The 26800-nt window shown below is 59.7% G+C and carries 22 protein-coding genes and 1 pseudogene; 20 read left to right on the top strand and 3 right to left on the bottom strand.

The genetic code is table 11. The features are described from left to right. Positions 1-495 carry a transposase gene (locus IPP03_06715; protein ID MBL0352343.1) on the top strand — a complete coding sequence of 165 codons (495 nt, stop codon included), beginning with the start codon at positions 1-3 and terminating at the stop codon, positions 493-495. Between the two features lie 94 nt (positions 496-589). Here the strand turns inward: IPP03_06715 and IPP03_06710 are convergent, their stop codons facing one another. Next, positions 590-2386 (bottom strand): IS1634 family transposase, encoded by a 1797-nt coding sequence (locus tag IPP03_06710; GenBank protein MBL0352342.1) that lies wholly within the window; start codon positions 2384-2386, stop codon positions 590-592. Between the two features lie 183 nt (positions 2387-2569). On the opposite strand from IPP03_06710, the gene IPP03_06705 reads away from it, so the two are divergent. The 19 genes from IPP03_06705 (at position 2570) to IPP03_06615 (ending at position 24691) form a co-directional block, all read left to right on the top strand. Beyond that, positions 2570-2857, top strand: coding sequence for a hypothetical protein (locus IPP03_06705; protein MBL0352341.1), 288 nt, complete (start codon positions 2570-2572; stop codon positions 2855-2857). A 78-nt stretch (positions 2858-2935) separates the two neighbouring features. Beyond that, the gene (locus tag IPP03_06700) at positions 2936-3094 is read left to right on the top strand and encodes a hypothetical protein (GenBank protein MBL0352340.1); all 159 of its coding nucleotides are present in this window, start codon (positions 2936-2938) and stop codon (positions 3092-3094) included. A gap of 507 nt (positions 3095-3601) precedes the next feature. Then, positions 3602-4864, top strand: a complete 1263-nt coding sequence (locus IPP03_06695) for an IS4 family transposase (GenBank protein MBL0352339.1) — start codon at positions 3602-3604, stop codon at positions 4862-4864. Between the two features lie 119 nt (positions 4865-4983). After that, entirely contained in the window at positions 4984-5322 is a 339-nt protein-coding gene (locus IPP03_06690) for a hypothetical protein (protein ID MBL0352338.1), read from the top strand. Between the two features lie 452 nt (positions 5323-5774). Then, complete coding sequence (locus IPP03_06685; GenBank protein ID MBL0352337.1) at positions 5775-6299, top strand: hypothetical protein; 525 nt, start codon at positions 5775-5777, stop codon at positions 6297-6299. Positions 6300-6468: 169 nt separating this feature from the next. Next, positions 6469-7245: an SGNH/GDSL hydrolase family protein gene (locus IPP03_06680; protein MBL0352336.1), complete on the top strand. Its 777-nt coding sequence runs from the start codon at positions 6469-6471 to the stop codon at positions 7243-7245. A gap of 22 nt (positions 7246-7267) precedes the next feature. Continuing rightward, complete coding sequence (locus IPP03_06675; GenBank protein ID MBL0352335.1) at positions 7268-7861, top strand: hypothetical protein; 594 nt, start codon at positions 7268-7270, stop codon at positions 7859-7861. 189 nt (positions 7862-8050) lie between these two features. Beyond that, positions 8051-8482, top strand: coding sequence for a DUF3225 domain-containing protein (locus tag IPP03_06670; protein MBL0352334.1), 432 nt, complete (start codon positions 8051-8053; stop codon positions 8480-8482). Next, positions 8482-9447: an alpha/beta fold hydrolase gene (locus IPP03_06665; protein MBL0352333.1), complete on the top strand. Its 966-nt coding sequence runs from the start codon at positions 8482-8484 to the stop codon at positions 9445-9447. Before IPP03_06670 ends, IPP03_06665 begins: the two co-directional genes overlap by 1 nt. Continuing rightward, entirely contained in the window at positions 9444-10829 is a 1386-nt protein-coding gene (locus IPP03_06660; protein MBL0352332.1) for a phosphomannomutase/phosphoglucomutase, read from the top strand. The genes IPP03_06665 and IPP03_06660 overlap by 4 nt, the downstream gene beginning before the upstream one ends. Before the next feature lie 324 nt (positions 10830-11153). After that, positions 11154-14051, top strand: a complete 2898-nt coding sequence (locus tag IPP03_06655; protein MBL0352331.1) for a DEAD/DEAH box helicase — start codon at positions 11154-11156, stop codon at positions 14049-14051. A 70-nt stretch (positions 14052-14121) separates the two neighbouring features. Beyond that, positions 14122-14964 (top strand): KilA-N domain-containing protein, encoded by an 843-nt coding sequence (locus tag IPP03_06650; protein MBL0352330.1) that lies wholly within the window; start codon positions 14122-14124, stop codon positions 14962-14964. Then, entirely contained in the window at positions 14961-16241 is a 1281-nt protein-coding gene (locus IPP03_06645; GenBank protein ID MBL0352329.1) for a DUF2130 domain-containing protein, read from the top strand. The genes IPP03_06650 and IPP03_06645 overlap by 4 nt, the downstream gene beginning before the upstream one ends. A 69-nt stretch (positions 16242-16310) precedes the next feature. Continuing rightward, on the top strand, positions 16311-17309 hold the full coding sequence (locus IPP03_06640; GenBank protein ID MBL0352328.1) for an ATP-binding protein: 999 nt from the start codon (positions 16311-16313) through the stop codon (positions 17307-17309). Positions 17310-17315: 6 nt separating this feature from the next. Further along, positions 17316-19625, top strand: a complete 2310-nt coding sequence (locus IPP03_06635; GenBank protein MBL0352327.1) for a S8 family peptidase — start codon at positions 17316-17318, stop codon at positions 19623-19625. A gap of 14 nt (positions 19626-19639) precedes the next feature. Further along, positions 19640-21289: a site-specific DNA-methyltransferase gene (locus IPP03_06630; protein MBL0352326.1), complete on the top strand. Its 1650-nt coding sequence runs from the start codon at positions 19640-19642 to the stop codon at positions 21287-21289. Positions 21290-21355: 66 nt separating this feature from the next. Next, positions 21356-21649, top strand: a complete 294-nt coding sequence (locus tag IPP03_06625; GenBank protein MBL0352325.1) for a nucleotidyltransferase family protein — start codon at positions 21356-21358, stop codon at positions 21647-21649. Continuing rightward, on the top strand, positions 21639-21989 hold the full coding sequence (locus IPP03_06620; protein ID MBL0352324.1) for a DUF86 domain-containing protein: 351 nt from the start codon (positions 21639-21641) through the stop codon (positions 21987-21989). Before IPP03_06625 ends, IPP03_06620 begins: the two co-directional genes overlap by 11 nt. Positions 21990-22003: 14 nt before the next feature. Continuing rightward, positions 22004-24691 carry a DEAD/DEAH box helicase family protein gene (locus tag IPP03_06615; protein MBL0352323.1) on the top strand — a complete coding sequence of 896 codons (2688 nt, stop codon included), beginning with the start codon at positions 22004-22006 and terminating at the stop codon, positions 24689-24691. 253 nt (positions 24692-24944) lie between these two features. Here IPP03_06615 and IPP03_06610 read toward each other — a convergent pair whose 3' ends face one another. Beyond that, on the bottom strand, positions 24945-26228 hold the full coding sequence (locus IPP03_06610) for a hypothetical protein (GenBank protein MBL0352322.1): 1284 nt from the start codon (positions 26226-26228) through the stop codon (positions 24945-24947). 346 nt (positions 26229-26574) lie between these two features. Then, positions 26575-26694: pseudogene (locus IPP03_06605) on the bottom strand (hypothetical protein). Positions 26695-26800 lie beyond the last annotated feature (106 nt).

Below are 26800 nucleotides of genomic sequence, written 5' to 3'. Positions count from 1 at the left end.
ATGGTCGAGACCGCCGCGTATCTGGCCGATCACGTCATCCTGCGCCTGCCGGTGCGCCAGTGGGTATTTGCCGTACCCAAGTGGCTGCGCTATTACCTGGAGCGTGACCCTGCCATCCAGAACGCGGCGCTGCGCATCCTCCTGAATGCGATCCAGAAAACCCTGCGGCGGTGCAGTTCAGGCGCCAGTGCCGCGTCGCATATCGGCGTGGTGGATTTCATCCACCGCTTTGGCGCGCTGCTCAACGCCCATCTGCACTTCCACTGCGTCGTCGTCGATGGCGTATTTAATGCCGTGGCGAACGGTGGCGTCGCTTTTCACGTCGCCGGCGGGCTCAATGCGCAGGCGATCACGGCGGCGGCTTTTCGGTCGACGCCGAGGTACGCATCGAGGCGCACGAGCGCGATGGCCTGGAGCGCCTGTTGCGCTACTGTGCCCGCCCGGCCTTTGTGCTGGAACGTCTGTGCGAGACGGGATGGCCTAACCCATATTTAACGCCACCCAATAACACGCCATATAAAGCAATGAGTTATGACCGTCTCGGGGCGCGTCTGGCACTACAAACGCGCCATCGGCGAAGAGCGCAGGGCTAGGTGACCAGCTTTTTCGTCCCGCCCGGCAGCGGATCAAGTCCCAGTGCCGTGTAGATCGCCCGCAACTTGGGCTCGGGTTGCGTCGCCTTGCGCAGGTGCAAGGTGCGACCATCCTTCTGCTTGAAACTCGCCGTCACCCGGCGCTGGACCGATAGGGTCTCGCGTAGCGACGCCCAACTCGCATCGATCCCCTTCGCCTTCAGCTGCCGACGGACCAGTTGCACGCACTGATATGCCAGCACCGAGATGAACAGGTGGCCGTCACTGCGGCCCTCCTTGTGATGGAAGACCGGACGCAGCCCCAACTCCGACTTCAGGCTGCGGAACACCGCCTCCAGATCGGTTAACATGATGTAGGTGCGCCAGAGTCGTTCCTCGCTCCAGGTCGTCTCGTTGCTGCGCAGGCAATACACCCCCGGATCGGTCAGCATCGTCCCCGTCACCGGCTTCTGTTCCCAGGCCAGCCGGATCACGCGGGTCTGCTCGGTATTCGTCTCCAGCGTGATCTCGTAATGTCGCCCCACCCCGAAGCAGCGTTGCTTCAGTTTGCCGATCCGCTCCTGAATCCGGTTGGGACGCTTCTCGCCGCGTGGGGTCGCGAGCCCCGCCGCGATCTTGGCCAAACCCGCCTCGAAGCGCGCGCAGAAACGGCGGTTGATGCCATTCTCCTTCTCCTCTCGTTTGGGCGAATGGCAATACAGCCGCACTTCTCCGGCTTCCTCGTCGAGGACCTTCATCACCCGCAGCGTATCGCCGCCCGCCGTGGCCACCGTCTCGTCGCCCGCCGGCTGCACCCGTCCAGACTCTTGACTGACCACCAGGTAACGGTAGCCATGCTCGCGCAACCAGGCGAGATTCTCCTCGGTAGCGATGCCCCGATCCATCACCACCAAGGCGCCCGGCGACGCCGACAGCCCGCCGAGTATCCCCGCCAGCGTGCGGCACTCCACCGCGTTGCCGGCGAAGACCTGCGAGCGGCGCACAAATCCACTGACATCGAGCATCAGGCCCAGGGTCAAGACCGGACAGTCGCTGCGCTTCTCCTTCGAATGGCCGCGCCGGGCCTTGGGATTGCCCGCCTCGACGCCCGCGAAATAGGTGTTGGTCAGGTCGTACAAGGTGACCGTCGTCTCCAGGCCGAAGAGGTCCTGGACCCAGTTGAAGAGCGAGGTCTCGATAGCCTCCCGATGCCTCATCAGCACATCGGCGGCGCGGTACAGGCGCATGATCGACAGGTCCGAAAGCGAGAGGTCCCGGAGTTCGCCCAAGGCGCTGGTCTCGTTCAGCCAGCCCCAGGTGGTCAGCTCCGAAGCGGGCGCGGCCATGCGCGCCACCACCTGCGCCAGGATCATGGCGCGGGTCACGGCGTTGATCCCCAGCGAAGCCAGCAGGGGCTCGAACTCCAGTTGCGCCAGAGCGGCGAGTCCTACATGCTCGACGCCCACCGAACGCGGCTGGGTGAGTTCGAGGGAGTGCACATCGACCTCGACGAATGCCGGGCTCTCGGCGGGAGCCGGGGCGCGGACCAGATGTTGCGCAAACAGGGCCTGGGCAATCGTCTCGACCTCCTCGAGCCGGTCCACGCTGAGGAGCGACTCCTGCTGGCCGAGCAGTTGGCTCAGGCGGGCGCAGAGGCTGGGCCAGAGGTCCTCGGCGAGGTCGAAGTGGGAACCAAGGTTGAGGAGGGTGACCTGGCGGACGCGTCCGCCCTCGCGGCGGCTCTCGACCAGGCGGTAGGTGTGGTGAACCTCGCCGGAGGCGGAACGACGGGTGGCGGTGCGGCGGATGAACATGCGCCAAGGATAGCGCGAGTCAAGGGGTTTGGATCGGCTACTGACAAATATTATGGCACTACAAAATGATCTCCAGCCCCACCCCACGTAACCATGCGGGTTTGCGGGGCGTCATGGGGCGAAATCAGGGCAAAATCGGGGGGAGGTTGTTAAACATGGCCTGGGGCCATCGACTCCGAGCATTTGGTCTATGAGAGCGTGAAACCCGGCACCGGCGGCAGCGACAGTTTGATGCTGCCGCCGATGCAACTGCTCGATCGGCTCGTGGCGCTGATCCCGCCGCTGCGGGCCGCCGTTACTGCGCTGGCGCAGCCCGCAGCAGATGCCGGTGTCACCGCCACCGACCCTAATGCACCCGCCAAGACGGGCGGGGCGGCCACGGACGCGCCTGAGCCACCGCATCGCAAAGCGGCGCGCTATGTCTGGACGCTGATGTTGGCCCGTATCTGCGACCAACGGAAGTCCCTGTGAGACGACGTGCTGCCCCTGCTGTGTCCGCAGTGTGGTGGCGTCCCGGGATACCATCTCAGGCTCTGCCTGAGACATAAGATGAAGATCATCGCCTTCATCACCGAGACGGTGATGATCCGGGAGATTCTCGGCCATCTGGGCGTACCGGCTTCGCCACCAGCACTCAAGCCGGTACGCGGGCCACCGCTGTGGGAGATGCCGGGCAGCGAGCCCGGCGACATTGACCTGCCGGCGTAACTGGTGCCGGACCATGTCGCGAAGCAAATCCCCTGGCGGGACGAGTTCGATCAGCGCATCGCGTGGTAGGGGAAAACGACGAACGCATCCCGCTCGTCGGGAGCGACTCACCCCTGCGGCCCTGTGAGTGGCGGAATTCCGGCACTCACAGGGCCGCAGGCACAGACTTGAGCGCTACCCATCCAAAGTTTTGGGGTTCCTTCGGCATGAACCTCGCATTGACTGCGAATTTCATCCATGCGATCGTTGCCAATAGAATGGGCACTTGAAATTCCTATCTTTCCCGCCAATTCTTCGTGCTCAATCATGCCTTGAATTCACGATCTGATCTGCTAGAATGAAAAAAGCATAGATATATATTGTCTCAGGCAGTTAATTCGGTTCGAAGGAAGGTAGCGCTCCCAATCCTCTTGACTTAGCGTGTTTGCATATTTTACAGCCGCCGCGATAAGCCGGCCATATCGGGGTAGAATTGGGTCTCGTAACGGATTGATATTTATAGGTTAAATATGCCATCCTAAATATGTCAATGTGCTTTTCAGGCTTGTGGACTTCATTCAGAGCACAGCCTTTCGCGAAGCGGCTCGCCGTGATTCCCGGAATTTCACGCGCAGCCGTGGATTGCCCTTCACCGATCTGATCGCTTTCCTGCTCAGCGGTGTGCGTGGGGCCGTGCAGGGCGAACTCGATGCGTTCTTCACGCTGCTGGCGCGGCGAACCCGCTTGTCTCGGGTGGTGACCGCCAGTGCGTTCTCGAAGGCGCGTAGCCGCCTCTATGCGAATGTCTTCGATCCGCTCAACACAGAGTTGCTGCGGCTGGTCGATGAAGCCCTTCCCGGTCAGCCGCTCTGGCAGGGATTGCGGGTTCTGGCCGCCGATGCCTCCAAGGTTCGCTTGACCTTGCTGAACGCGGAGGGCAAGCGGTGTGTGCGCGAGGCGACGCTGTTCGGCTTGTTTCGTCCGGGCATCGAGTTGTTCGATTCGCTGATCCTGCACAGCCCCCTGGTTGGTGAGCGGCAGATGCTGTTCGAGCGCCTGGACCGGATTGACCGCCACGACATGCTGCTGCTCGACCGCGGTTACCCGGGCGCGTGGCTGGTGGCCGCCTTGCTGCATCGGGAGATTCCCTTTTGCATGCGCTGCGATTCGTCGTCGACCTTTGCCGCCATCACGCAGTTCATGCGCTCCGGCCAGGACGACACCGTGGTGACCCTGCCACCGCCGAATTGCCGGGATGCCGTCGATTATGAGTGTCCCCGCCAGGCCTCGACCGTGCGCCTGATCCGCCAAGTGACACCCGCCGGTAAGGTGCGCGTGCTCATGACGTCCTTGCTCGACAGTGCGCAGTATCCGGCGCCTGCATTCGCAGATCTCTATCATCGGCGCTGGCGCATCGAAGAGGCCTTCAAGCGCCTCAAGCATCGCCTGTCGCTTGAGCATACGTCTGGCTTGACCTGGCTCGCGGCCTGTCAGGACGTCGGCGCCAAGATGCTCTGCGACAACCTCAATGCGCTGGCGGTCTATCTGGCCACGGAGCACCTCATCGCCCCAGATTCGCCGTGGCGTATCAATCGCACCTTGGCTTTCTCGCATCTGCGCCGTCTGCTGCTCCAAGTGCTCACCGGTCGCCTTCGCTTGACCTCGCGCATCGTCGCCGCACTGTTCTCCGAGATTGTCCTGAACCTTCAAAAATTCATCCCCAACCGAAACCGACCGCGACCTATTCGACCCAAGCCACACAAGTCTCATGCCTACAAAACCGCTCCATGACAAGATGCTAAGTCACGAGGATTGGTAGCGCTCCCCTCAGGAGCCGTGAGGGGTGTTTTCTGGTTTACTTAAGGCGTTGTGGCATGAATCTGTGCCATACCTAACTGAGGAGAAATATCATGTCAATGTTATTCGTATCGGCTTTTTCAGAAGATACCATCGCCGCCCCGGGCAATCGGCAACCCAACTACATTATCGTGTCCGTCACTGACAACAATGGAATTCCGGTCACCGGACTTGGCGTAGCCAATTTCAAGGTGGACCCGATGATTGTTGGTCCTGGCGGAGCACTGGTGAACATCACCGGAGTTACGGCAGGAAGAATGCCGGGCTTCTACCTCATAAATGTCGTCCCCATCAGAACGGAAACATGGAAGTCGGGCGTCTATATTTTCGCGGTCGCGGTTGAAAGAAACGCAGACAAGGGTCAGGCCTTGGCCACGGTATTAATGGACTGAGCAGGGCTGGCGCAGGCGGCACTTGATGCTCTGGGTTGCGGCGTGGGAGTTGTTTGACGCCCAGCGATTAGGGCGAAGGCGTACCCGGCCACACCGAGTGGAAAAGGCATTCTTTAAGAATAGGAATTTCAAGTACCCATTTTGCAACTATTGGCATCTATCGCATCGATGAAATTTGCAGTCAATGCGAGGTTCATTCCGAAGGAACCTCAAAACTTCGGATGGGTAGCGCTCCAATCCTCTTGACTTCGCGATTTGCCATTAGTTTATAGCGACTTCGCAATCTGGTTGCTTATAGGTATCATAAGGCTCGTAACAAGTTGATATAAATGGGCTTTATATGACGGTCTAAATATGCCAATATCGTTTCTCAGCTGACGGACTACATTCATGGTGCTGATTTCCTTGGCGCCGCCCGACGTGACCCCCGGTTTTTCACCCAAAACCGTGTGTTGCCCTCCACAAATCTGATCGCATTCCTGCTTACCGGTATTCGCGGCGCAGTTCAGGCTGAGTTCGATTCCTTCTTTGCCCTGCTTGCCGGAAGAACCCGTCTGTGTCCGGTGATCACGGCCAGTGCCTTCTCGAAGGCGCGTCGCCATCTACTCGTCAATCCCTTCGATCTGCTCAATGTGGAACTGTTGCGTCTGGTCGATGAGGTCATTCCTCAGCAGCCCGACGAGCAATGCTTGCGGGTCTTGGCGGCAGATGCATCGAAGGTTCGCCTGACCTTGCTTGACCCAGAAGGGCGACGCCATATTCGGGAGGCGGTGATCTTCGGTTTGTTTCGACCAGGGATCGCATTGTTCGACTCGCTGATTTTGCACAGTTCGCTGATCGGCGAACGTCAGATGTTGTTTGAGCGGCTTGACCGGCTCGGCGCCCAGGACATGTTGGTGCTTGATCGGGGATATCCGGGGGCCTGGCTGGTCGCGGCCCTGCGGCATCGGGGTATTCCCTTTTTGCATGCGCTGTGATTCGTCCGCTTCTTTTTCCGCCATCCCCCAGTTCATGCGATCCGGCCTCGATGAGGCGCAGGTGACATTGCCGCCACCCCACCGTCAGGATTCCACGGCGCAAAATTCTTTGACATTCGCTGCTGTTGCCCTATCGTTTCTGAATAGACACAATTTCAAGGAGGACAATATGATCAATGGACCGGTGTGGAATGAAGCGGAGATTCAGCCTGGCGATACTCCGACAGTGTTGGCGATTGGCGATTCCTGGTTCTGGTACCCGCGTAACAATTTGGCCATTCCGCTGCACCGAATTCTCAACAGAAGCTCAAACCACGTCATTCTTGTGCGCGGACATAACGGTGCCGAAGCCGTCGAATACGAAAATGGGCCCATTCGGAAGCAGATCGAATGGGATCTGGACAAGAAGATTGGCTATGGCCGCACCATCAGGGCGGTTTTCCTGTCGGGCGGTGGAAACGACTTCGCCGGGCGCGACGACATGCGAGCACTTCTCAAGGGTGACTGTTCGAGCCTGTCGGACCCTTCGCAGTGTTTCCGGGCCAGCCAACCCGCTCAACTCTTCGAAGCCGTTCAGAAAGCACTGCTCAGTGTCGTCGATCTCGTTGCTGAAAAACTGCCAGGGGTTCCGGTGTTCGTTCATGGCTACGACTATGCCGTTCCGAGCGGGAAGGGCTTTTTTGGGCTGGGTCAATGGCTGCAATACCCGATGGACGAGTCGCAGGTGGATCGCGGCATACAACAAGCTGTCGTCAATGAACTGATTGACTCGTTCGCCGGGGCGTTGGCCGAAGCATCCAAAAAGCGGCCTGCTCTCCACGTCGTCAACGCCAGGGAAACTCTGAAACCGGATCAGTGGGCCAACGAACTGCACCCAACGCCAAGAGGGTTCAACAAGCTCGCTACTGCATGGGAGCCTGTCTTGAAGTCTGCCGGGATCGCATGAGCGCTGGCCACATAGCACAATAATGCTGAAAGCCCTTTTCAACCGAGGACTCGCGCGCTTGGTGAAGCCTACCCATCCGCTCGATAATAGGGGCCGCCGCTTAGTGGCCGTGATTGAGTGCATACTGAACCAAAATGCCCACGATGCTGGAGCCGCAACGTTTCCTTCCATGAATTGGGATGTAGTTAGCCTTTGTCGGGAGCACGACGTCGGCATTCTGCAGATGCCTTGTCCAGAGATAGCCTGTTTGGGCTTCAGTCGAGCCAGGAAGCCTGGCCAGTCCATCCGCGAGTTGCTGGATATGGATTCCGGCAGGTGTTGCTGCGTAAAGATTGCTACTGAAGTTGCCGATCGGTTGGAGACATATGATCGCGAGGGCTATCAGGTGCTTGCCGTCCTGGGTGGTAATCCTCAGAGCCCCGGCTGCGCAGTGCACAATAATGAGCAAGATCTGCTCCCGGAGTCTGGCATTCTGATGCAGGAGCTGCACGCTGAGTTAAGCAGACGAGGACTGCTAGTGCCATTCAAGGGCATGAGGGATTCGGATGACAAGCTGCTGGCAGAGGATTTACGTTGGCTGCGCAGCATATTTGAACACCCGTCTAAATTCAATTAGAAGCCGTCTCAAAAAATGATGGTAGATACCGATAGATGAGGCACATCAGTGGCAACTGTAATTTGTTACCTGCCGTTCAATCCTGGATGACACGGAGGGCAGGATAGGGTCGAAAACCGCCGGTAGCAAAACGTCTTTAAACGAATCAGTGATATACGCGCAAGTAGCCGTTACAACGAACCTTAAATCATGAGCAAACCCACCAATTTCGCCACCCCCGAAGATCTCGAGCAGGCCTTCTACGAGGCCGTCCTCAAGGGCGATGCCGACCTCCTCATGCAACTGTGGGCCGAGGACGAGGAAACCCTGTGCGTCCACCCGACTGGAGTCCGCCTGATCGGCATCGCCGCGATCCGCGAAAGCTGGCGCGGCATTTTTTCCAGCACCCGGCTGCGCGTCCAGGCCGAGTCGATCGCTCACTGGCAAGGCTCGGTACTGGCCATCCATCACCTGACCGAAATCCTCTTTGTCGGCGACGATCCCGGGCCGCACGGGCCGCTGCACGTCACCCACGTCTATACGCGCGGCGCGCACGGCTGGCGCCTGGTCAGCCGCCACGCCTCGGCCGCCGACGACGGCCACCAGGCCATGGCCGACGCCATCCCGCACACGCTCCATTGATCACCGCCTGCAAGCCGTATCATGCGCCCGCCTGGCTTCCCGGCGGCCATGCCCAGACCATCTGGCCGCGCCTGATCGCGCAGCGACCGCTCAAGCTGCGCCGCGAACGCTGGGAAACGCCCGATGGCGATTTCATCGACGCGGATTTTCTCGACGGTCCGCCCGACGCACAGTTGCTCGTCCTGTTCCACGGACTCGAGGGCAACGCCCGCAGCCATTACGCCATTTCGACGGCACGCGCCTGCAAGGCCATCGGCTGGCGCTTCGTGATGCCGCACTTTCGCGGCTGCTCGGGCGAACTGAACCGCCGTCCGCGTGCCTATCACTCGGGCGACAGCGAGGAAATCGACTGGATCCTGCGCCGCCTGCTGGCCGTCAACGGAGGACGCAAGCTGCACGCCGCCGGCGTCTCGCTCGGCGGCAACACGCTCCTCAAGTGGGCCGGCGAGCGGGGCGTCGCGGCCGGCGAGCTGGTGACAGGCGTCGCCGCCATCTGCACGCCGCTCGATCTGACCGCCTGCGGTCACCACCTGGCGCGCGGCTTCAACCGCGTCTATACACGCCACTTCCTAAACACGCTCAAGGCAGTTTCCGCCGCGCGCCTGCGCCAGTTTCCAGGGCTGTTCGACGAGGCCCGAATGCGGCGTGCGATCAATCTCTATGAATTCGACGACGCAGTCACCGCGCCGATGCACGGTTTCGCCAGCGCCGACGAATACTGGGACAAATGCTCGGCCAAACCCTGGCTCAAATCCATCGCCGTGCCGACGCTTGCGGTCAACGCCAAAAACGACCCATTTTTTCCTGCCAGATACCTGCCGACCGCCACCGATGCAAGCCCGCGCGTTCACCTCGAGCAGCCGGCCACCGGCGGCCACGTCGGCTTCGTCTCTGGCGCCTTCCCCGGCCATCTCGACTGGCTGCCACAGAGACTTCTCCACTTTTTTACCCAGGAAATCGCATGAGTGCCACCATCAACCTCCCCGCAGAGATTTTCAAGGCCTACGACATCCGCGGCATCGTCGGCAAATCGCTGACCGCCGAGGTCGTCCGCCGCATCGGCCACGCCCTCGGCTCGCTGGCCGTCGAGCACGGCCAGACCGCCATCGCCGTCGGCCGCGACGGCCGCCTCTCCGGCCCCGAACTCGCCGGCGCGCTGATCGACGGCATCTGCGCCGCTGGCTGCGACGCCATCGACGTCGGCTGCGTGCCAACGCCGGTCACCTACTTCGCCGCCTGGGAACTCGGCTGCAACTCCTGCGTCTCGGTCACCGGCAGCCACAACCCGCCCGACTACAACGGCCTCAAGATGGTCATCGCCGGCACCACGCTGGCCCTCGACGCCATCCAGCAACTGAAACGGCGCGCTAACAGTGGCGATCTCAGGCACGGTAACGGCAAGCGCAGCAGCGCCGATGTCAAGAGCGCCTACATCGAGCGCATCGTTTCCGACGTCCACCTCGCCCGCCCGCTGAAGATCGTCATGGATTGCGGCAACGGCGTCGCCGGCGCCGTCGCCCCCGAGCTCTTCGCCCACCTCGGCTGCGAAGTCGTGCCGCTGTTCTGCGAGGTCGACGGCAACTTCCCGAACCACCACCCCGACCCCTCCAAGCCAGAGAACCTCGCCGACGTCATCCGCGCGCTGCGCGAGACCGACGCCGAGATCGGCATCGCCTTCGACGGCGACGGCGACCGCCTCGGCGTCGTTACCAAAGATGGCGAGATCATCTACCCGGACCGCCAGTTGATGCTGTTCGCCGCCGACGTGCTGTCGCGCGTGCCCGGCGGCCAGATCATCTACGACGTCAAATGCACGCGCCTGCTGGCGCCGTGGATCAGGCAACACGGTGGCGAACCGCTGATGTGGAACACCGGCCACGCGCTGGTCAAGGCCAAGCTCAAGGAAACCGGCGCCCCGCTCGCCGGCGAGATGAGTGGCCACACCTTCTTCAAGGAACGCTGGTACGGCTTCGACGACGGCCTCTACGCCGGCGCCCGTCTGCTCGAAATCCTCTCGCACTCAGCCGACGTCGGCGCGCCGCTCAAATCGCTGCCCAATTCGCCGTCGACCCCGGAACTCAACATCAAGATGGCCGAGGGCGAACCCTTCGCGCTGATCGACAAGCTCAAGGCCGAGGGCGTCTTCGACGGCGCAACGGAACGGATCACCATAGACGGCCTGCGCGTCGAATACCCCGACGGCTTCGGCCTCGCCCGGCCGTCGAACACGACGCCGGTCGTCGTCCTGCGCTTCGAGGCGGACAACAACGCCGCGCTGGCGCGCATCCAGGGCGATTTCCGGCGGGCGATCACTGCGGTGTGGTCGGGGATTGAAGTGCCGTTCTGAGCGAGCCAAGATGGCCGCAACCTGGGCCATTCAGCCGGCTATCGACTCTTTGCGGATATTGATGCTCGCGGCAGACGAGTGACAGCAAACTGATGACCAAGCGGTCATTGAGACGAAACGGCAGTCTGATTCGCTTTCCAGTCGCACGAGCAGTGAACGTAGCGGCGCAACAAAACGTTCGACTTGTTGTGGAAAGAGTCACAGGGCGAGTTGTGGTTTCCCATAACATCATTCTCTAATGCGCACCGGCCATCCTTAGCGATTGCCTTGGACTTTGCCGTGCGTTCCAGGACAATTGCAAGAAATGCCAATGAATCCCGGCCAGTGATTTCCGCTTACCACACGAAATATTTCGCCTACGCGCTAACCCATCGCTGCCCGCCTGACAGTGTGGAGAAGCTAGCTGGCGCGCTCGTCGACGCCCAGGTTGACTTGAATCCTCACCAGGTAGATGCAGCCCTTTTCGCGTTCAACTCGCCTCTTTCAAAGGGGGCACTTCTGGCGGACGAGGTGGGCCTGGGCAAGACCATCGAGGCAGGCCTCGTCCTCTCGCAGAAATGGGCAGAGCGCAAACGGCGCATTCTGGTGATAACGCCATCCAACCTGCGCAAGCAGTGGTTTCAGGAGCTGGCCGAAAAGTTTTTCCTGCCCTGCAGGATTCTCGAAGCCAAGCCCTACAACGCCGCCATCAGGCAAGGCCAGTTCCGCCCGTTCGAGGTGCCGGAGATCGTCATTTGCTCCTACCAGTTCGCCAAGAGCAAAGCCGCCGACGTTCACGCCGTGCCCTGGGACCTGGTGGTGATCGACGAAGCGCACCGGCTGCGCAACGTTTACAAGCCGTCGAACGTCATCGCCAATACGTTGAAGCAGGCGTTGGCCGGCAAGCACAAGCTGCTGCTTACCGCGACGCCACTACAGAATTCGCTGCTGGAATTGTTCGGCCTGGTGAGCTTCATCGACGAACACGCCTTCGGCGATCTGAAAAGTTTCCGTGAGCAGTTCGCCAATCTGAATCAGGAGCAGGTATTCCAGACGCTCAAGGCGCGCCTCAAGCCGGTCTGCCATCGCACTCTGCGCCGTCAGGTCACGGCTTACATTCCCTACACCAAGCGCTTGCCGCTGGTCGAGGAATTCACCCCCGAGGAAAGCGAAGACCGGCTCTACCAGCTCGTATCGGAATACCTGCAGCGGGACAACCTCCAGGCCCTGCCGGCCAGCCAGCGTTCCCTGATGACGCTGGTTCTGCGCAAGCTGCTGGCATCGAGCACCTTTGCCATCGCGGGCGCATTAACCTCGATATCCAACCGGCTCAAAGTCAAGCTGCTCAAGCATCAGCCGGCAGAATCGCTCGCAGACGAGCTGGATCAGGACTACGAAGCCCTGGACGAAACCGCCGAGGAATGGGCCGACGAATTTGCCAACGACCAACCGGTCGAACTGCTCATCGAAGCCGACCGTCACGCGCTTGAACAGGAAATCGCCGACCTCGACGGCTTCGCCCGGCTGGCCACCTCCATCGAGCACAATGCCAAGGGAAAGGCGCTGCTCAAGGCGTTGAAGATCGCCTTTGCCAAGGCGCAGGAAATCGGCGCGGCGCAGAAGGCCATCATCTTTACCGAGTCGCGCCGCACCCAGAGCTATCTGTTGCGCCTGCTGGCGGACAGCCCGTTTGCCGAGGGCATCGTGCTGTTCAATGGCTCGAATACCGACGATGGCTCCAAGCTGATCTACAGCCAGTGGCTTGAACACCACCAGGGTGGCGACCGTGTCACCGGTTCGCGCAGCGCCGACATGCGCTCGGCGCTGGTCGACTACTTCCGCGAGCAGGGCCGCATCATGATCGCCACCGAGGCGGGGGCCGAAGGCATCAACCTCCAGTTCTGTTCGCTAGTGGTGAATTACGACCTGCCCTGGAACCCGCAGCGCATCGAGCAGCGCATCGGCCGCTGCCATCGTTACGGCCAGAAGCACGATGTGGTGGTCGTGAACTTCCTCAATCGCAAGAACGCCGCCGACCAGCGCGTCTTCGAATTGCTGTCCGAAAAGTTCCAGCTCTTCGAAGGCGTTTTCGGCGCCAGTGACGAAGTGCTGGGCGCCATCGAATCCGGCGTCGATTTTGAAAAGCGCATCGCCGCCATCTACCAGACTTGCCGCAAGCCGGATGAAATCCAGACCGCCTTCAACCAGCTTCAGCTTGAACTAAGCCTGGAAATCAACGAGTCGATGACGCGCACGCGCCGGCAATTGCTGGAAAACTTCGACGACGAGGTGCGCGAAAAGCTCAAGGTGCGCGGCGAAGCTTCCAGGGCCTATCTCAATCGCTACGAGCGCCTGCTCATGCAGCTCACGCGGCATGAACTCAACGGGCAGGCCGAGTTTATCGGCGATGCCTCGTTTCGTCTGGCGGCCAACCCTTTCCCGCAGCAAGCCGCCGCTATTCCGCTGGGACTGTACGAGCTGCCGCGCCGCTCCGGCGAAGCGCACCTCTTCCGCCTCAACCATCCGCTCGCCGAAGCCCTGGTGACGCAGGCGAAAGTCCGCGAACTGCCACCGGCGGAAATCAGTTTCGACTATGGCCAGCATGACGGCAAAGTCACTTCCCTGGAGCCGTTCATCGGCAAGGCCGGCTGGCTTTCCCTTTCGCTCCTCAGTGTGGAATCGCTCGATCAGGCTGAAGACCACCTGATCTTTTCGGCGATCACCGACGATGGGCAGTCCCTCGATGAAGAAGTCGCGCAGCGCCTGCTGACGCTGCCATGCGCATCCCCTCCGCAAGAATTACTCCCTCTCCCTCAAGGAGAGGGCCGGGGTGAGGGCAGGGTTCAGGAATCACTCGACACGCTCACTCAAGGCCGTCAGGCCATCATCCAGCGCGACATCTCCACGCGTAACGCCCGATACTTCGAGGCCGAGGCCGACAAGCTCGATGGCTGGGCCGACGACCTCAAGGTCGGACTGGAGCGCGAAATCAAGGAAATCGACCGCCAGATCAAGGAAGACCGTCGCGCTGCCACATTGGCTCTCACCCTGGAGGAAAAGCTCGCCGGGCAAAAGCAGATCAAGGCGCTTGAATTCCAGCGCAACCAGAAGCGCCGTTCCCTGTTCGATGCGCAGGATCAGGTGGACAAACAGCGGGAGGAGTTGATTGCAGTCATCGAGGGCAAGCTGAATCAGACCACGACATTGCAGCCATTGTTCACACTGCGCTGGAGGCTCGCCTGATGAGCCTGCTTGATGCATACAATGGAAGCCGTTCGCCTTGCCATCTCAACTGTCCGATAGAGCCGCGCCAATGAAAAATCGAGTCATTTCCGTCAAGGGTGTCGACGTCACCATCACAAGCCGCCATGAGCAGGACTACATCTCGCTCACCGATATGCTTAGGCACTTTGGCGATGAGAGCATTCTGTACAACTGGTTGCGCAACAGAAACACGATTGAGTTCCTGGGTATCTGGGAGCAGTTGTACAACCCGGACTTTAAACCTGTCGAATTCGATAGGTTTAAGAGTCAGGCAGGTCTAAACAGCTTTGCGCTGTCGCCCAAAAAGTGGATTGAGGCCACTGGCGCCATAGGTCTTTATGCCAAGGCGGGCAGAGGTGGCGGCACCTATGCCCACAAGGACATTGCCTTTGAATTCGGCTCATGGCTCAGCCCGGAATTCAAGATTTATCTCATCAAGGAATTCCAGCGCCTCAAGGATGAAGAATCCCGCCTCACCGCGCTGGAATGGAGCTTCCAGCGCACGCTGGCCAAGGTCAATTACCGGATTCACACCGACGCCGTCAAAGAGCGTTTGATCCCGCCGCGCCTGACGCCCGCGCAAATCAGCATCATCTACGCCAGCGAGGCGGACTTGCTCAACGTAGCGCTGTTCGGCTTCACGGCCGCGCAGTGGCGGCAAGCCAACCCCGAGCAAGCGGGCAACATGCGCGACGCCGCCACGCTGGAGCAATTGGTCGTATTGTCGAACCTCGAAAGCATCAACTCGGTACTGATCCACCAAGGCTTGTCCGCGCAAGAACGCCTGGCGCAATTGAACGCCATCGCGATTACCCAGATGCGTTCCCTGGTGGGGAGCGTTACGCTCAGGCACTTACCCGGCGCCGGCACACAAAAAGGGATCACCAAATGACCGAACCCACCATCATCTGCCCCAACTGCAAGACCGAAATCCGGCTGACGGAGTCGCTCGCCGCGCCCCTGATCGCCGCCACGCGCCAGCAGTTCGAGCAGCGGCTTGCGCAGAAGGACGAAGACATCGCCAAGCGCGAGCAAAGCATCCGCGACAAGGAAAAGCAGGTTGCGGAAGCCAAGCGCACCCTGGATGAACAGGTGGCCGACCAAGTCGCCGCTCAGTTGAAGGCAGAGCGTGCCCGCGTGATCGCCGAAGAATCGAAGAAGGCCAAGCTCGCCAGCGCGGCCGAACTGGAAACCAAGGCTCGGGAATTGACCGAGCTTCAGGAAGTTCTCAAGTCCCGCAATGAAAAGCTCGCCGAAGCGCAGAAGGCGCAGGCTGAACTCATCAGGAAGCAGCGCGAACTTGACGACGCCAAGCGCGAACTGGAACTCACCGTCGAAAAGCGCGTGCAGGACGGCTTAACGGAAGTCCGCACCCAGGCCAGACGCGAGGCCGAAGAAGGGCTCAAGCTCAAGGTGATGGAGAAGGACCAGACCATCGCCTCGATGCAGCAGAAGATCGAGGAACTCAAACAGAAGGCCGAGCAAGGATCGCAGCAGTTGCAGGGCGAAGTGCAGGAACTGGAACTCGAAAACCTGCTGCGCGCCAAGTTTCCCTTCGACACCATTGAGCCGGTGCCCAAGGGCGAGTTCGGCGGCGACGCACTGCAACGGGTGGTGAGCCACAGCGGCCAGCCCAGCGGCACGATTCTCTGGGAGTCCAAGCGCACCAAGAACTGGAGCGACGGCTGGCTGGCCAAGCTGCGCGACGACCAGCGCACGGCGAAAGCCGAAGTCGCCGTGCTCGTCAGCCAGGTGCTACCGAAGGGTGTCGAAGCCTTCGACGTGGTGGACGGCATCTGGGTCACCAGCCCGCGCGCCGCGTTGCCGGTGGCCACGGTGCTGCGCCATACCCTGCTTCAGGTCAGCATGGCGCGGCAGGTATCCGAGGGCCAGCAGACCAAGACCGAGATGGTCTACCAGTACCTCACCGGCCCGCGCTTCCGCCACCGTGTGGAAGCCATCGTCGAAGCCTTCTCGTCGATGCAGGAAGACCTCGACAAGGAACGCAAGGCCATCATGAAACAGTGGGCGAAGCGCGAAGAGCAGATCGAGCGCGTGATGGGCGCGACGGTGGGCATGTATGGCGACTTGCAGGGAATCGCGGGCAAGTCGTTGCAGGAGATTGAGGGGCTGGGGTTCCCGGCGCTTGAAGATGGAAAAACCTTGTAGTATTGAGGATGCATAAGGCTCGCCTAATGAGCCTGTCAATAGGGTAAAACCACCAAAATAGGGGGCATTATGGCCAGCGGCAAAATATTGAGACAATTGGTAAAAGCCGGTGCAGCCGGGGATACGTCTGCCTTTCGCCAAGCGTCCGAGGCCATCATCCGGGAAGAAAGGCAGAAGCAGCATCATTTGCTCGCCAATGACCTGGAACAAATCCTTTGTGGCGGCGGCCATCGTCCCATGTCAACGGCAACTCGTGGACTCTCGGAACGCATCCCCATGGATCAGGAGCGCGGTCTACCGCTCCTTGGTCTGCGCGAACCCGGTCGTGGTCTTGAAGAAGTTGTCCTTGCCGAAGACAACCAACAGATCATCGAAGACATCCTTGAACAGCATCATCGAGCCGATGTGCTCAAAAGTTACGGCCTACGTCCTGCGGACAAAATCCTCTTTTGCGGCCCGCCGGGCTGTGGCAAGACCCTGACGGCGGAGGTGATTGCCACGGAACTGGGGTTTCCGCTTGCGCTTATTCGTCTCGACAGCGTGGTGTCCTCCTATCTGGGAGAGACGGCCGCCAATCTGCGCAAGGTGTTCGACTTCATCGACGCCACCCCCATGGTGGCTCTTTTCGACGAATTCGATGCCTTGGGTAAAGAGAGGGCCGATGCCAGCGAACACGGCGAACTCAAGCGTGTGGTCAACGCTGCGCTGCAAATGCTCGACGCCTATCAGGGTAAGAGCCTCATCATTGCTGCCACTAATCACGAAGGCATGCTCGACTCCGCGATCTGGCGGCGCTTCGAGGAAGTGCTGGTGTTCGGCTTGCCCACACGTGAACAGCTTGGGCAACTTCTGAAGATCAAGTTGCGCGGCGTACGCCGCGATTTTGAATTGGACGATGATCGGGTTCTTTCTTACTTCTCGGAGATGTCCCATGCCGACGTGGAACGGGTGCTACGGCATGCCATCAAGGACATGATTCTCAAAGGACAGGAGTTTCTCCAGCTTCGCCATATTGAGAAAGCGCAGCAGCGTGAACTGAATAGAAAACGGCAACTGTCGGGGGCGTAATACATAATGGAAGCCTACCCCCATTTAAAATTTGAACGCGAGCAACCTGTTAGACAAAAACGGCCAGGTACTTTTCGACCGCCGCCACCCCCTGCAGATTTGCCTGCGCACGCACGCAAGCTTCAAAAAAGTCTGACGACCTCAATTGAGGAAGCCGCTAAAGACATTGGCGGTTTCGACAACCGCACACTATTCAAGTTGAAGGTCGGCACGCTGCCTCCGGAACAGATTGAGCAAGGATTCCCCGGCGTTGAGGTTGTAAGCCAGGAAAACGGTGGCTACGCACTTGCCTTCGTCGACAAGAGCGCACTCGATGAATTCGAGGCAAGGCTTAGCCAACTGGCCGATGGCAAGTCGCCCAAGTACGCCAATATCCTCTATGCGCTGGAAGCGTTCGACCACTGGACACCGGAAGATCGCATGGGCTGGGCCTTGAAGCGCGAGGGACTGCCTACTCAAGAGCCTTTCGTCATCGATGTGGAGTTGTGGCCTCTTGGTCGGCGTGATGAACGCGAGGCAATGACAACAGCCTTCAGTGTTTGGTTGGCGAAAGAGGGAGCCGCGATTCTGGATCGCATCAACGTGGAAGACTTCGTTGCCTATCGGCTGCGACTCTCCCGGAAGCAGGCTGAAGCGCTGTTGAAACATCGCGATGTCCGAGCGGCTGACCTGCCGCCACGCTTGGGGCTGGAGCTGGGTATCATGCAACTCGATATCCAGGAAGTCAGCCAATCCGCGCCGCCGGCTGATGCCCCATTGGTGGCGGTGCTCGATAGCGGCATTGCCGAAGGCCACCCGTTGCTTGCCCCGGCGTTAGGCGATGCACAGGGCTTCTTGCTTCCGGACAAGATGTCCCATGATGACGACGGCCATGGAACCATGGTGGCGGGAATCGCGCTCTACGGCGATGTCGAAGCCTGCGCCCAGGCCAAGGAGTTCATTCCCCAATTGCGCCTGCTGAGCGGGCGCGTGCTCGATCGCAAAGCCGAATCTGACGCGCGCTTTATCGAGAACATTGTGGATGAAGCGGTAAGATATTTCCACGAGAACTATGGTTGCCGTGTCTTCAACCTTTCCTACGGCAATCTGAACAAGCCCTACCTTGGAGGCCGGGTGGGAGGCCTTGCATATACCCTCGACTGCCTTGCGCGCGAATTGGATGTGCTCTTCGTCGTGCCCACGGGAAATTTCAAGGATGTACCTATCGAGTGGTTGAAAAATGAATACCCAGATTATCTCTTCAAAGAGGAGGCTAGGTTGATTGATCCGGCTCCAGCTTTGAACGTACTCACCGTAGGAAGCCTTGCCCGCTGGGATCGGAGTGCCACGGCATGGCGCTGGCCGAACGATTTGGTAGAAATCCCGGTTGCGCAGAGGAACCAGCCTTCGTCATTTACCCGTTGTGGGTGTTCAGTAAAAGGAGCCATCAAGCCCGAGTTGGTGGCCTACGGTGGGAACCAAGCGATTGATCCGCGTACCGGAAACGTCTCGAATCGGTGGCTGGGCGAGCTGTCGTCTGGTAAAGACTTCGTGGAAGGGCGATTGCTTGCAGAAAGAGCGGGGACAAGTTTCGCGGCCCCTCATGTCGCGCATGCCGCCGCTCGATTATTGGCGGAGGTGCCTGATGCCAGCATGAATCTTCTCCGTGCGTTGTTGGTTGCAAGCGGAAAGATACCTGCCGCAAGCCATGATCTTTTTAATGGTAAGGAAGACCAGATTGCGCGAGTGGTCGGTTACGGAATGGTCGAGGTTTCCAATCTGTACCGCTCTACCGAGGAACAGGTTATTTTGATCGCGGAATCGGCCCTGATCGACAAGCATCATCACTTCTATGAAATACCAATACCAGAGAGTCTCTACAGCGGAAGAAGCCGCAGGCGCGAAATCACCGTCGCGCTCGCACACTGTCCGCCGGTCCGGACAACCCGTCTCGACTACAAGGCCAGCCGTTTCCAGTTTCGGCTGGTAGAAGCAAAGACTCTTGAACATGCCATCTCAGCATTCGACAAAGCAACAGTCGATGAGGTTGACGGCATCAAGGAACTCAACTGCAACAAGACAACCTATGGCACCCAGAAACGCGCCTACGGGACAGTGCAGGCATCCACATGGGCAATCAAGCGGTCCCGCACGGACAGATTGTTTGTTGCGGTGACCCGTAACGATCATGCGTGGGGCATTCCACCGTTTACGTTGGAAGAGGAACCGTATGCCCTGGTGATCCGCATGAGCGACCGCGAAAACGAAGAAGCACGGCTCTATACAGAAATTCGTGTCCAGTTGCAGGTACGCGAACGCGCGCGTGTTCGTGTTTAAGCAGCGAGAAATTGATGACTAAGAAGCAAAAACTCGAACTTACCTGGATCGGCAAGGAGAACCGGCCCAAGCTGGAGCCGCGCATTTTGCTGGAGGAGCCGGCGCGGAGCTATCACGCGAAGCACCGTGTCACCGGGGCTGACTCTTTCGATAACCGGTTGATCTTCGGCGACAACCTGCTGGCGCTGAAGGCACTGGAGGCGGAGTTTTCCGGCAAGGTGAAGTGTGTGTTCATCGACCCGCCCTACAACACCGGCAGCGCCTTCACGCATTACGACGACGGGGTGGAGCATTCGATCTGGCTGTCGCTGATGCGCGACCGGCTGGAGATCATCCGGCGGCTGCTGTCCGACGATGGTTCGCTTTGGATCACCATCGACGACAACGAGGCGCATTACCTGAAGGTGTTGTGTGACGAGGTGTTTGGGCGGGTGAATTTTGTGGCGTCCGTGATTTGGAGAAAGAACTACGCTCCAAAATCAAGCGCGAAGCATTTTTCAGTAGATCACGATTACGTGCTGATCTACGCAAAGAACGAGGATCGCTGGAAACCTAATCCGATGCCTCGGTCAGAGAAGCAGGACAAAGCATACAAGAACCCAGACAACGATTATCGTGGCGTTTGGAAGACAAGTGATCTTTCTGCTCGCAACCCTTATAGCTTGGGTATTTATTCTGTTACCGGTCCATCTGGGCGAGTAATCGACGGACCGCCTAAAGGACGGTTTTGGTCAATTTCCAAAGACAAATTATTGGAACTGGATGCCGAAAATAGAATTTGGTGGGGTAAAGGCGGGGACTCGATACCCCAACTCAAAAGATTCCTGGCAGATGTAAAGCAAGGTGTTGTTCCGCAAACGCTCTGGCCTTATGAAGAGGTAGGGCATACGCAAGACGCGAAGAAGGAAATCGTCGCGCTTTTTGGGGAAGATGTGTTCGGCACACCGAAGCCAGAAAAACTGATGAAACGCGTTATTGAGATAGCCACCAACCCCTGCGACCTCGTCCTAGACTCCTTCGCCGGTTCCGGCACCACCGGCGCGGTGGCCCACAAGATGGGCCGGCGCTGGATCATGGTGGAACTGGGCGAGCACTGCCACACCCATATCATTCCGCGCCTGCAAAAGGTCATCGACGGCGCCGATCCCGGCGGCGTGACTGCCGCGGTCAACTGGCAAAGTGGCGGCGGTTTCCGCTACTACCGCCTGGCGCCCTCGCTGCTGGAGAAGGACAAGTGGGGCAACTGGGTCATCCACCACGACTACAACGCCGCCATGCTGGCCGAGGCGCTGTGCAAGCTGGAAGGCTTCAGCTACGCACCCTCGGACGCCGCGTATTGGCAGCACGGCCATTCCACCGAGCGGGATTTCATCTACGTCACCACCGCCAGCCTGACCCATGAGCAGTTGCAGCAACTGGCCGACGAGGTGGGGCCGGAGCGTACGCTGCTGGTGTTGTGCACCGCCTTCCGCAGTCGCGGCGATTTCCCCAACCTGACGGTGAAGAAAATTCCCAAGCAGGTGCTGTCGCGCTGCGAGTGGGGGCACGACAACTATTCCTTGCGGGTGGAAAACCTGCCGCAGGCTCCCCCCTCACCCCCGGCCCCTCTCCCGCCAGCGGGCGAGGTGAGCAAGTCAACGGGGCAGCAGGCGTTGGATTTATGACTATTTGTGGGAGCATTGCACGGTAATGGCGCGCTGCGTTGAAAATGCCTATCGAGGAGAACGACCATGAATCGGGACACGGTACTGAAGCTGTTGAGCGAGCATCGCGAGGAGGTGCGCGAGCGCTATGGCGCGAGGCGTCTGGCACTATTCGGATCGGCGGCGCGGGACGAGTTGCGCGACGACAGCGATATCGACGTGCTGGTGGAATTCGAGGGGCCGGCGACCTTTGACGGCTACTTTGACCTCAAGACCCGCCTGGAAGAACTGTTCGGCAGGCCGGTCGATCTGGTGACCGAAAAGGGGCTCAAGCCGCGTGCCCGTCGTCATGTCGAACAGGATCTGATCCGTGTCGCGTAGCTGGTTGCTGTATCTCGATGACCTGATCGCCAGCGCCGAAAAGATTGGTCGGCTGATCAGTGGCCAGACCCTGATCACTTTCAGCGAGAACGAGGCGGTCTTCGACGCCGTCTTGTTCAATCTGCAGGTGATTGGCGAGGCATCCAAGAGCCTGCCGGAGGAAGCGCGTTCCGCCATGCCGGAGGCAAGCGGTTCCGCTCCCGCCCGATTGCGCGACCTGATCGCGCACCACTATTTTGCGCTGGATGCCGAGATCATCTGGGAGGTCGCGATGACGCATGTACCGAGACTGCTGGCGCAAGCGCGCCTGCTTCAGGCGGGTAGCGACGATGATTCCTGAATCGGGGACGTGAATTGAACCGCCACGTCAACGCCATTGCCGGTCGCCTGAGCCTGCGCCACCCGCAGCGCCGCTCGCTGGAGATACTCGACCGGATCACGGAGATTGCGCCACCCGGCAAGGGCGCCGATGTGGCGGCCCTGCTGGAAGCCATCCGCAGCGAGTTCCCCTCGGTGACCGACTTCGAGCGCGAGTTTCCGTCGCTGTGTTTCGCGCTGGCCACCGGCGTCGGCAAGACGCGGCTGATGGGCGCTTTCATCAGCTATCTGCACCTGGCGCACGGCATCGATAATTTCTTCGTGCTGGCGCCGAACCTGACGATCTACAACAAGCTGATCGCCGACTTCAGTGACCGCAATCATCCCAAGTACGTTTTTCGGGGCATCGCGGAATTCGCCATCGATGCGCCGACCATCATCACCGGCGACAACTACGATCAGCGTGACCCAATGAGCAGGACGCTTTTCGGCGGGGTGCGGATCAACATCTTCAATATTTCCAAGATCAATTCGGAAGTACGCGGCGGCAAGTCGCCGCGTATCAAGCGGCTGTCGGAATACATCGGCGAAAGCTACTTCGACTATCTGGCCGGGCTGCCCGACCTGGTGATGCTGATGGATGAATCGCATCGCTACCGTGCCAGCGCCGGGATTCGCGCTATCAACGAGCTGAAGCCGATTCTGGGTCTGGAACTGACCGCCACGCCATTTGTGGAAACCGCGAAGGGTGCGCTGGCGTTCAAGAACGTCATCGTCGACTATCCGCTGGGCCGAGCGATGGCCGATGGCTTCGTCAAGGAACCGGCGGTGGTGACGCGCAAGAACTTCAATCCGGCGGGCATGTCGGCGGAGGAGATCGAACGCCTGAAGCTGGAAGACGGCGTGCGCCTGCACGAAAGCGTGAAGGTGGAACTGGAGACCTATGCCCGCGAGAGCGACAAGCCCATCGTCAAACCCTTCCTGCTGGTGATTGCCCGCGACACGACCCATGCCGGGCAACTGCTGACCTTGATCCAGTCCGATGGTTTCTTCGAGGGACGCTACAAGGACAAGGTCATCCAGGTCGATTCGAGCAAGACTGGCGCGGAAGAAGAGGAAATGATCGGGCGCCTGCTCAAGGTGGAGTTAACTTCCGAGCCGACGGAGATCGTGATTCACGTCAACATGCTCAAGGAAGGCTGGGATGTCACCAACCTCTACACCATCGTGCCACTGCGGGCGGCCAATGCCCGCGTCCTCATCGAGCAATCCATCGGGCGCGGCTTGCGCCTGCCCTATGGCAAGCGCACCGGCGTGACTGCCGTCGATCGTCTGAACATCGTCGCCCACGACCGGTTTCAGGAAATCATCAGTGAGGCCAACAAGCCGGACTCGGCGATCCACTTGAAGGCGGTAATGCTGGACGCGGACCAGCTCGGGCAGAAGACGGTGACGGTGGTGTCGCAATCTGGACTCGCCACCAGGCTTGGACTGACGCCCGCGCAGGTTTCCGGCAGCACGACCGTGGCCGGCCAGGAAGTGGCGCCGGCCTTTGCCAAGCCGGAAGAGCAGAAGGTGGCGCAGATTGCGTGGGAGATGATCCGCAAGCTGGAAAACCAGCCGGCGACCCTGCCCACCATTGAATATCTGAAGAAGCCGGAGATTCAGGCCGCCATCGTCAAGGCGGTCGAGGAGCAGTACCGGCCGGCGCAGTTGGAACTGGAAGAGATGGGCGAGAAGCCGGATATCGCCGCCGTGGTGGCAAAAACCTCGGACCTGGTCACGCAACAAACCATCGCCATCCCGCGCATTCTCGTGGTGCCCAGGGGCGATGTGAAAGCCGGATTTAAACCGTTTACGCTTGCGCTTGCCACACTGAAATACCCGGCGGTGTCTGACGAACTATGGATTCAACATCTGCGCACCAACCAGCTTGAGGTGGTTTCGCTGGGCCGTGGCGGCATCGAGGAGGCCCGGCTGGAAGACTATGTGGTCAGCGGACTGGTGGACTTCGACGATATTTCCTACGACGACCATGCCGATCTGCTCTACGACCTGGCCGCACAGACCGTGCAACATTTCCTGAGCTACCTTTCCGAGGACGATGCCCGCAAGGTGTTGCGTTGCTACCAGCGAGATATTGCGAAGTTCATCCACGCCCAGATGCAGGCGCATTACTGGGAGGGCGTTGTCGGCTACGAGGTGAAAATCAGCAAGGGCTTCAGCGAACTGAAGCAGAGCGCCTACACCCAGTCCGTACAGGAACCGCCGGCCAGCTACCGCGTGGAGCCGGCGGACAAGAGCAACATGGCGAAGTACCTGTTTGGCGGCTTCCAGCGCTGCCTGTATGCGGTGCAGAAGTTCGATTCCGACTCGGAGCGCAAGCTGGCGGTGATCCTGGACCGCGATGCGCTCAAGTGGTTCAAGCCCGCCAAGGGCCAGTTCCAGATTTATTACCGGAATGGCGCGGATCATCTGGAATATCAGCCGGACTTCGTTGCGGAGACCGGCGACACGATCTACATGCTGGAACCGAAGAAACGCACCGAAGTCGTAGACGCGATTGTCATCGCCAAAAAGGAAGCTGCGGTTCAATGGTGTGCGAATGCGTCAAATCATTCGGCAGGCTACGGTGGAAAACCCTGGCGTTATGTGCTGATTCCACATGACGAGATCGTGGAGAACATGACGCTGTCTGGGCTGGCAGAACGATTCGACGGTTGATCTGAAAAGTTGGCGCTGACTGGATGGCGGCAATATCGGCTTTGCCAAACAGTGACGATGCCGTAGCGGTCGGCCTAGGCGTCGTTGTCCCAGGCGATGTCAAGCATCGGCCACGTTCGCGCCGAGGCCAAAGGTTACATCTGTGTACCCATCGAGTTTCACGCCAGTTATCCAATAAACCCGGTCGAACGCCATGCCAAGCTGGCTCCCGCCATCATGGCCGGAGCCGGTTTTGACATTCAGCCCTTGCAACTTACTGAAAAGCCCCTGGAGACAATGCATTACTCACCCGCAAGGGGCGCGTCCCAACCGGATAGGTGAATTCCGCATTGGGCAGCAGATCGACAGCGCCAATGCTACCCGGTGGCCGCACCGTGCCGCGCAGCGGTGACATGTTGGTCAGGCGCGAAGGCAGCTTGCCATATTCGATCAACTCGCCCCGCCCTGCCGACTGGTTTCCCTCGAAACGCCCTTGGGCCGGCGGGAAAAAGTCGCCGTTGCCCACCGTCAGGTTATTGATTGCCCAGATATCGATACCCGCCGGGAATTTCTCGGCCCATACGGCCATAAAATTACCGCTGTGGTTGTCGTTGACCAGGGTGTTATGGATCAAATAGAGTGCGTTGGCCGGCCAGAAAGGCCCTTCCGCCCCGTAAGAGACAATGCGTGGATTGTCGGTCGTCGCGCTCTGACCGATCACATTGCCGATCACATAGGCAACGCCGCCATTGGGAAACTCGAGTTCGTAGGACGCCTTGCCGCCGGTACCATCCACCAGCATGTTGTAGAGCACGTGACTCTCGCGAGCCCGCGACTTGACGAGATGCCCGAGATAGCCGTTCTCGAAACGGCTGCCGCGCAGCACGAACTTGCCGATCCGCCCGACATAGAGCAGGTGATGCAGCAAACCGGCATGGCGCGGCGCATCGACGAATTCGCTATCCGAAACCTCTAGCGAAAGTTCGGGTGAATCAGCCGCCAGTAGCCCCATTTCGTTGTCGGCGAAACGACAGGCATGGACCGTCAGTTGCCCTTTCTCGAAACGGATGCCAGCCCCGTTTCCATCGGCGACCCGGGCGCCACGAAATTCGATGTTCTCGATCCGTACCTTGCCCCCCTTGACCACCCAGATCGCCTTGCCTCCGGCATTTTTGCCATCGGCCAGCATGACCGGCCGCTCACCGACACCCCGAATGACCAGGCGGTCCTGCGTCCAGACCGCCGGCTGCCCCCGGTAAATTCCCGGCCGAATCTCGATCACTTCACCATCTCGCGCCAGACGGGCGGCTTCAGTCAGCGAACTGATTTTTTCGCCGACACCCACCACCATCGTAGCCTTTGGCGCTGCCTCGGCAGGCGCCTTCTGTCCAGGCAGCCCTGATTCCGGCAACACCATCAGCTTGCCATCCGCGCCCCGCCGGATCTCACCGCGGTAGCCCTGCTGCTGTGGCAGATTGTCTGCTGGTTGGGCGATTGCCTGCCCTGCCGCCGATAACAGCAAAACATAAATGACATGGCGCAGTGATTTCCGAATCATGATCTTTCCTCTGAGGAGATCGTCAGGACAAGGCAAATGAGGTGTGTGCATTCTAAAGGCATTTTCCCGATCGAAAAAAAGCCCCTGCCTGTTTTCCACACCGCAGTTTCACTCGTACTCAAGGCATTCAGCGCCTCCCTGCCAGACCATCTCTAACGAAATGAGGCAGGTCGTCAACCACAGAGTCCAATGGCTTAAGCGGCTATTTGATCTGCACAGTGTTGCTGGGTGAATTTTGCAGGCGAACGAAGTCGTGGCCGTCGCTTTGGTTCTTGTAGCCGTGGGCGCCGGCGTATTTGTAGATTTCCATGCCGGGGAGCTTGCCTTGCCGGTGACGGCGGTGATTGCTACCATCGAGCAGCACGGCGGAGAACCACCTGAAGCCGACCGGCACTTCAAGCAAATGGCGGCCCAGCCCGGCAACGATGCGGTCGATCAGCCTACTCGACATCAGGGTCTTGCCGACGATGCGCGAGCAGGAAACCCGCGCTTCCCGTGTTCCCGTCGTGCCGTTGCGGCTCAGCGCTTCCGACGCGCCTTCGCGGCAATATGCGTTCACACCGGTTTGGTGG

This window comes from Candidatus Dechloromonas phosphoritropha, from assembly GCA_016722705.1.
In the GTDB taxonomy this organism is placed as follows: domain Bacteria; phylum Pseudomonadota; class Gammaproteobacteria; order Burkholderiales; family Rhodocyclaceae; genus Azonexus; species Azonexus phosphoritrophus.
This window is presented reverse-complemented; position numbering and strand designations above follow the sequence as displayed.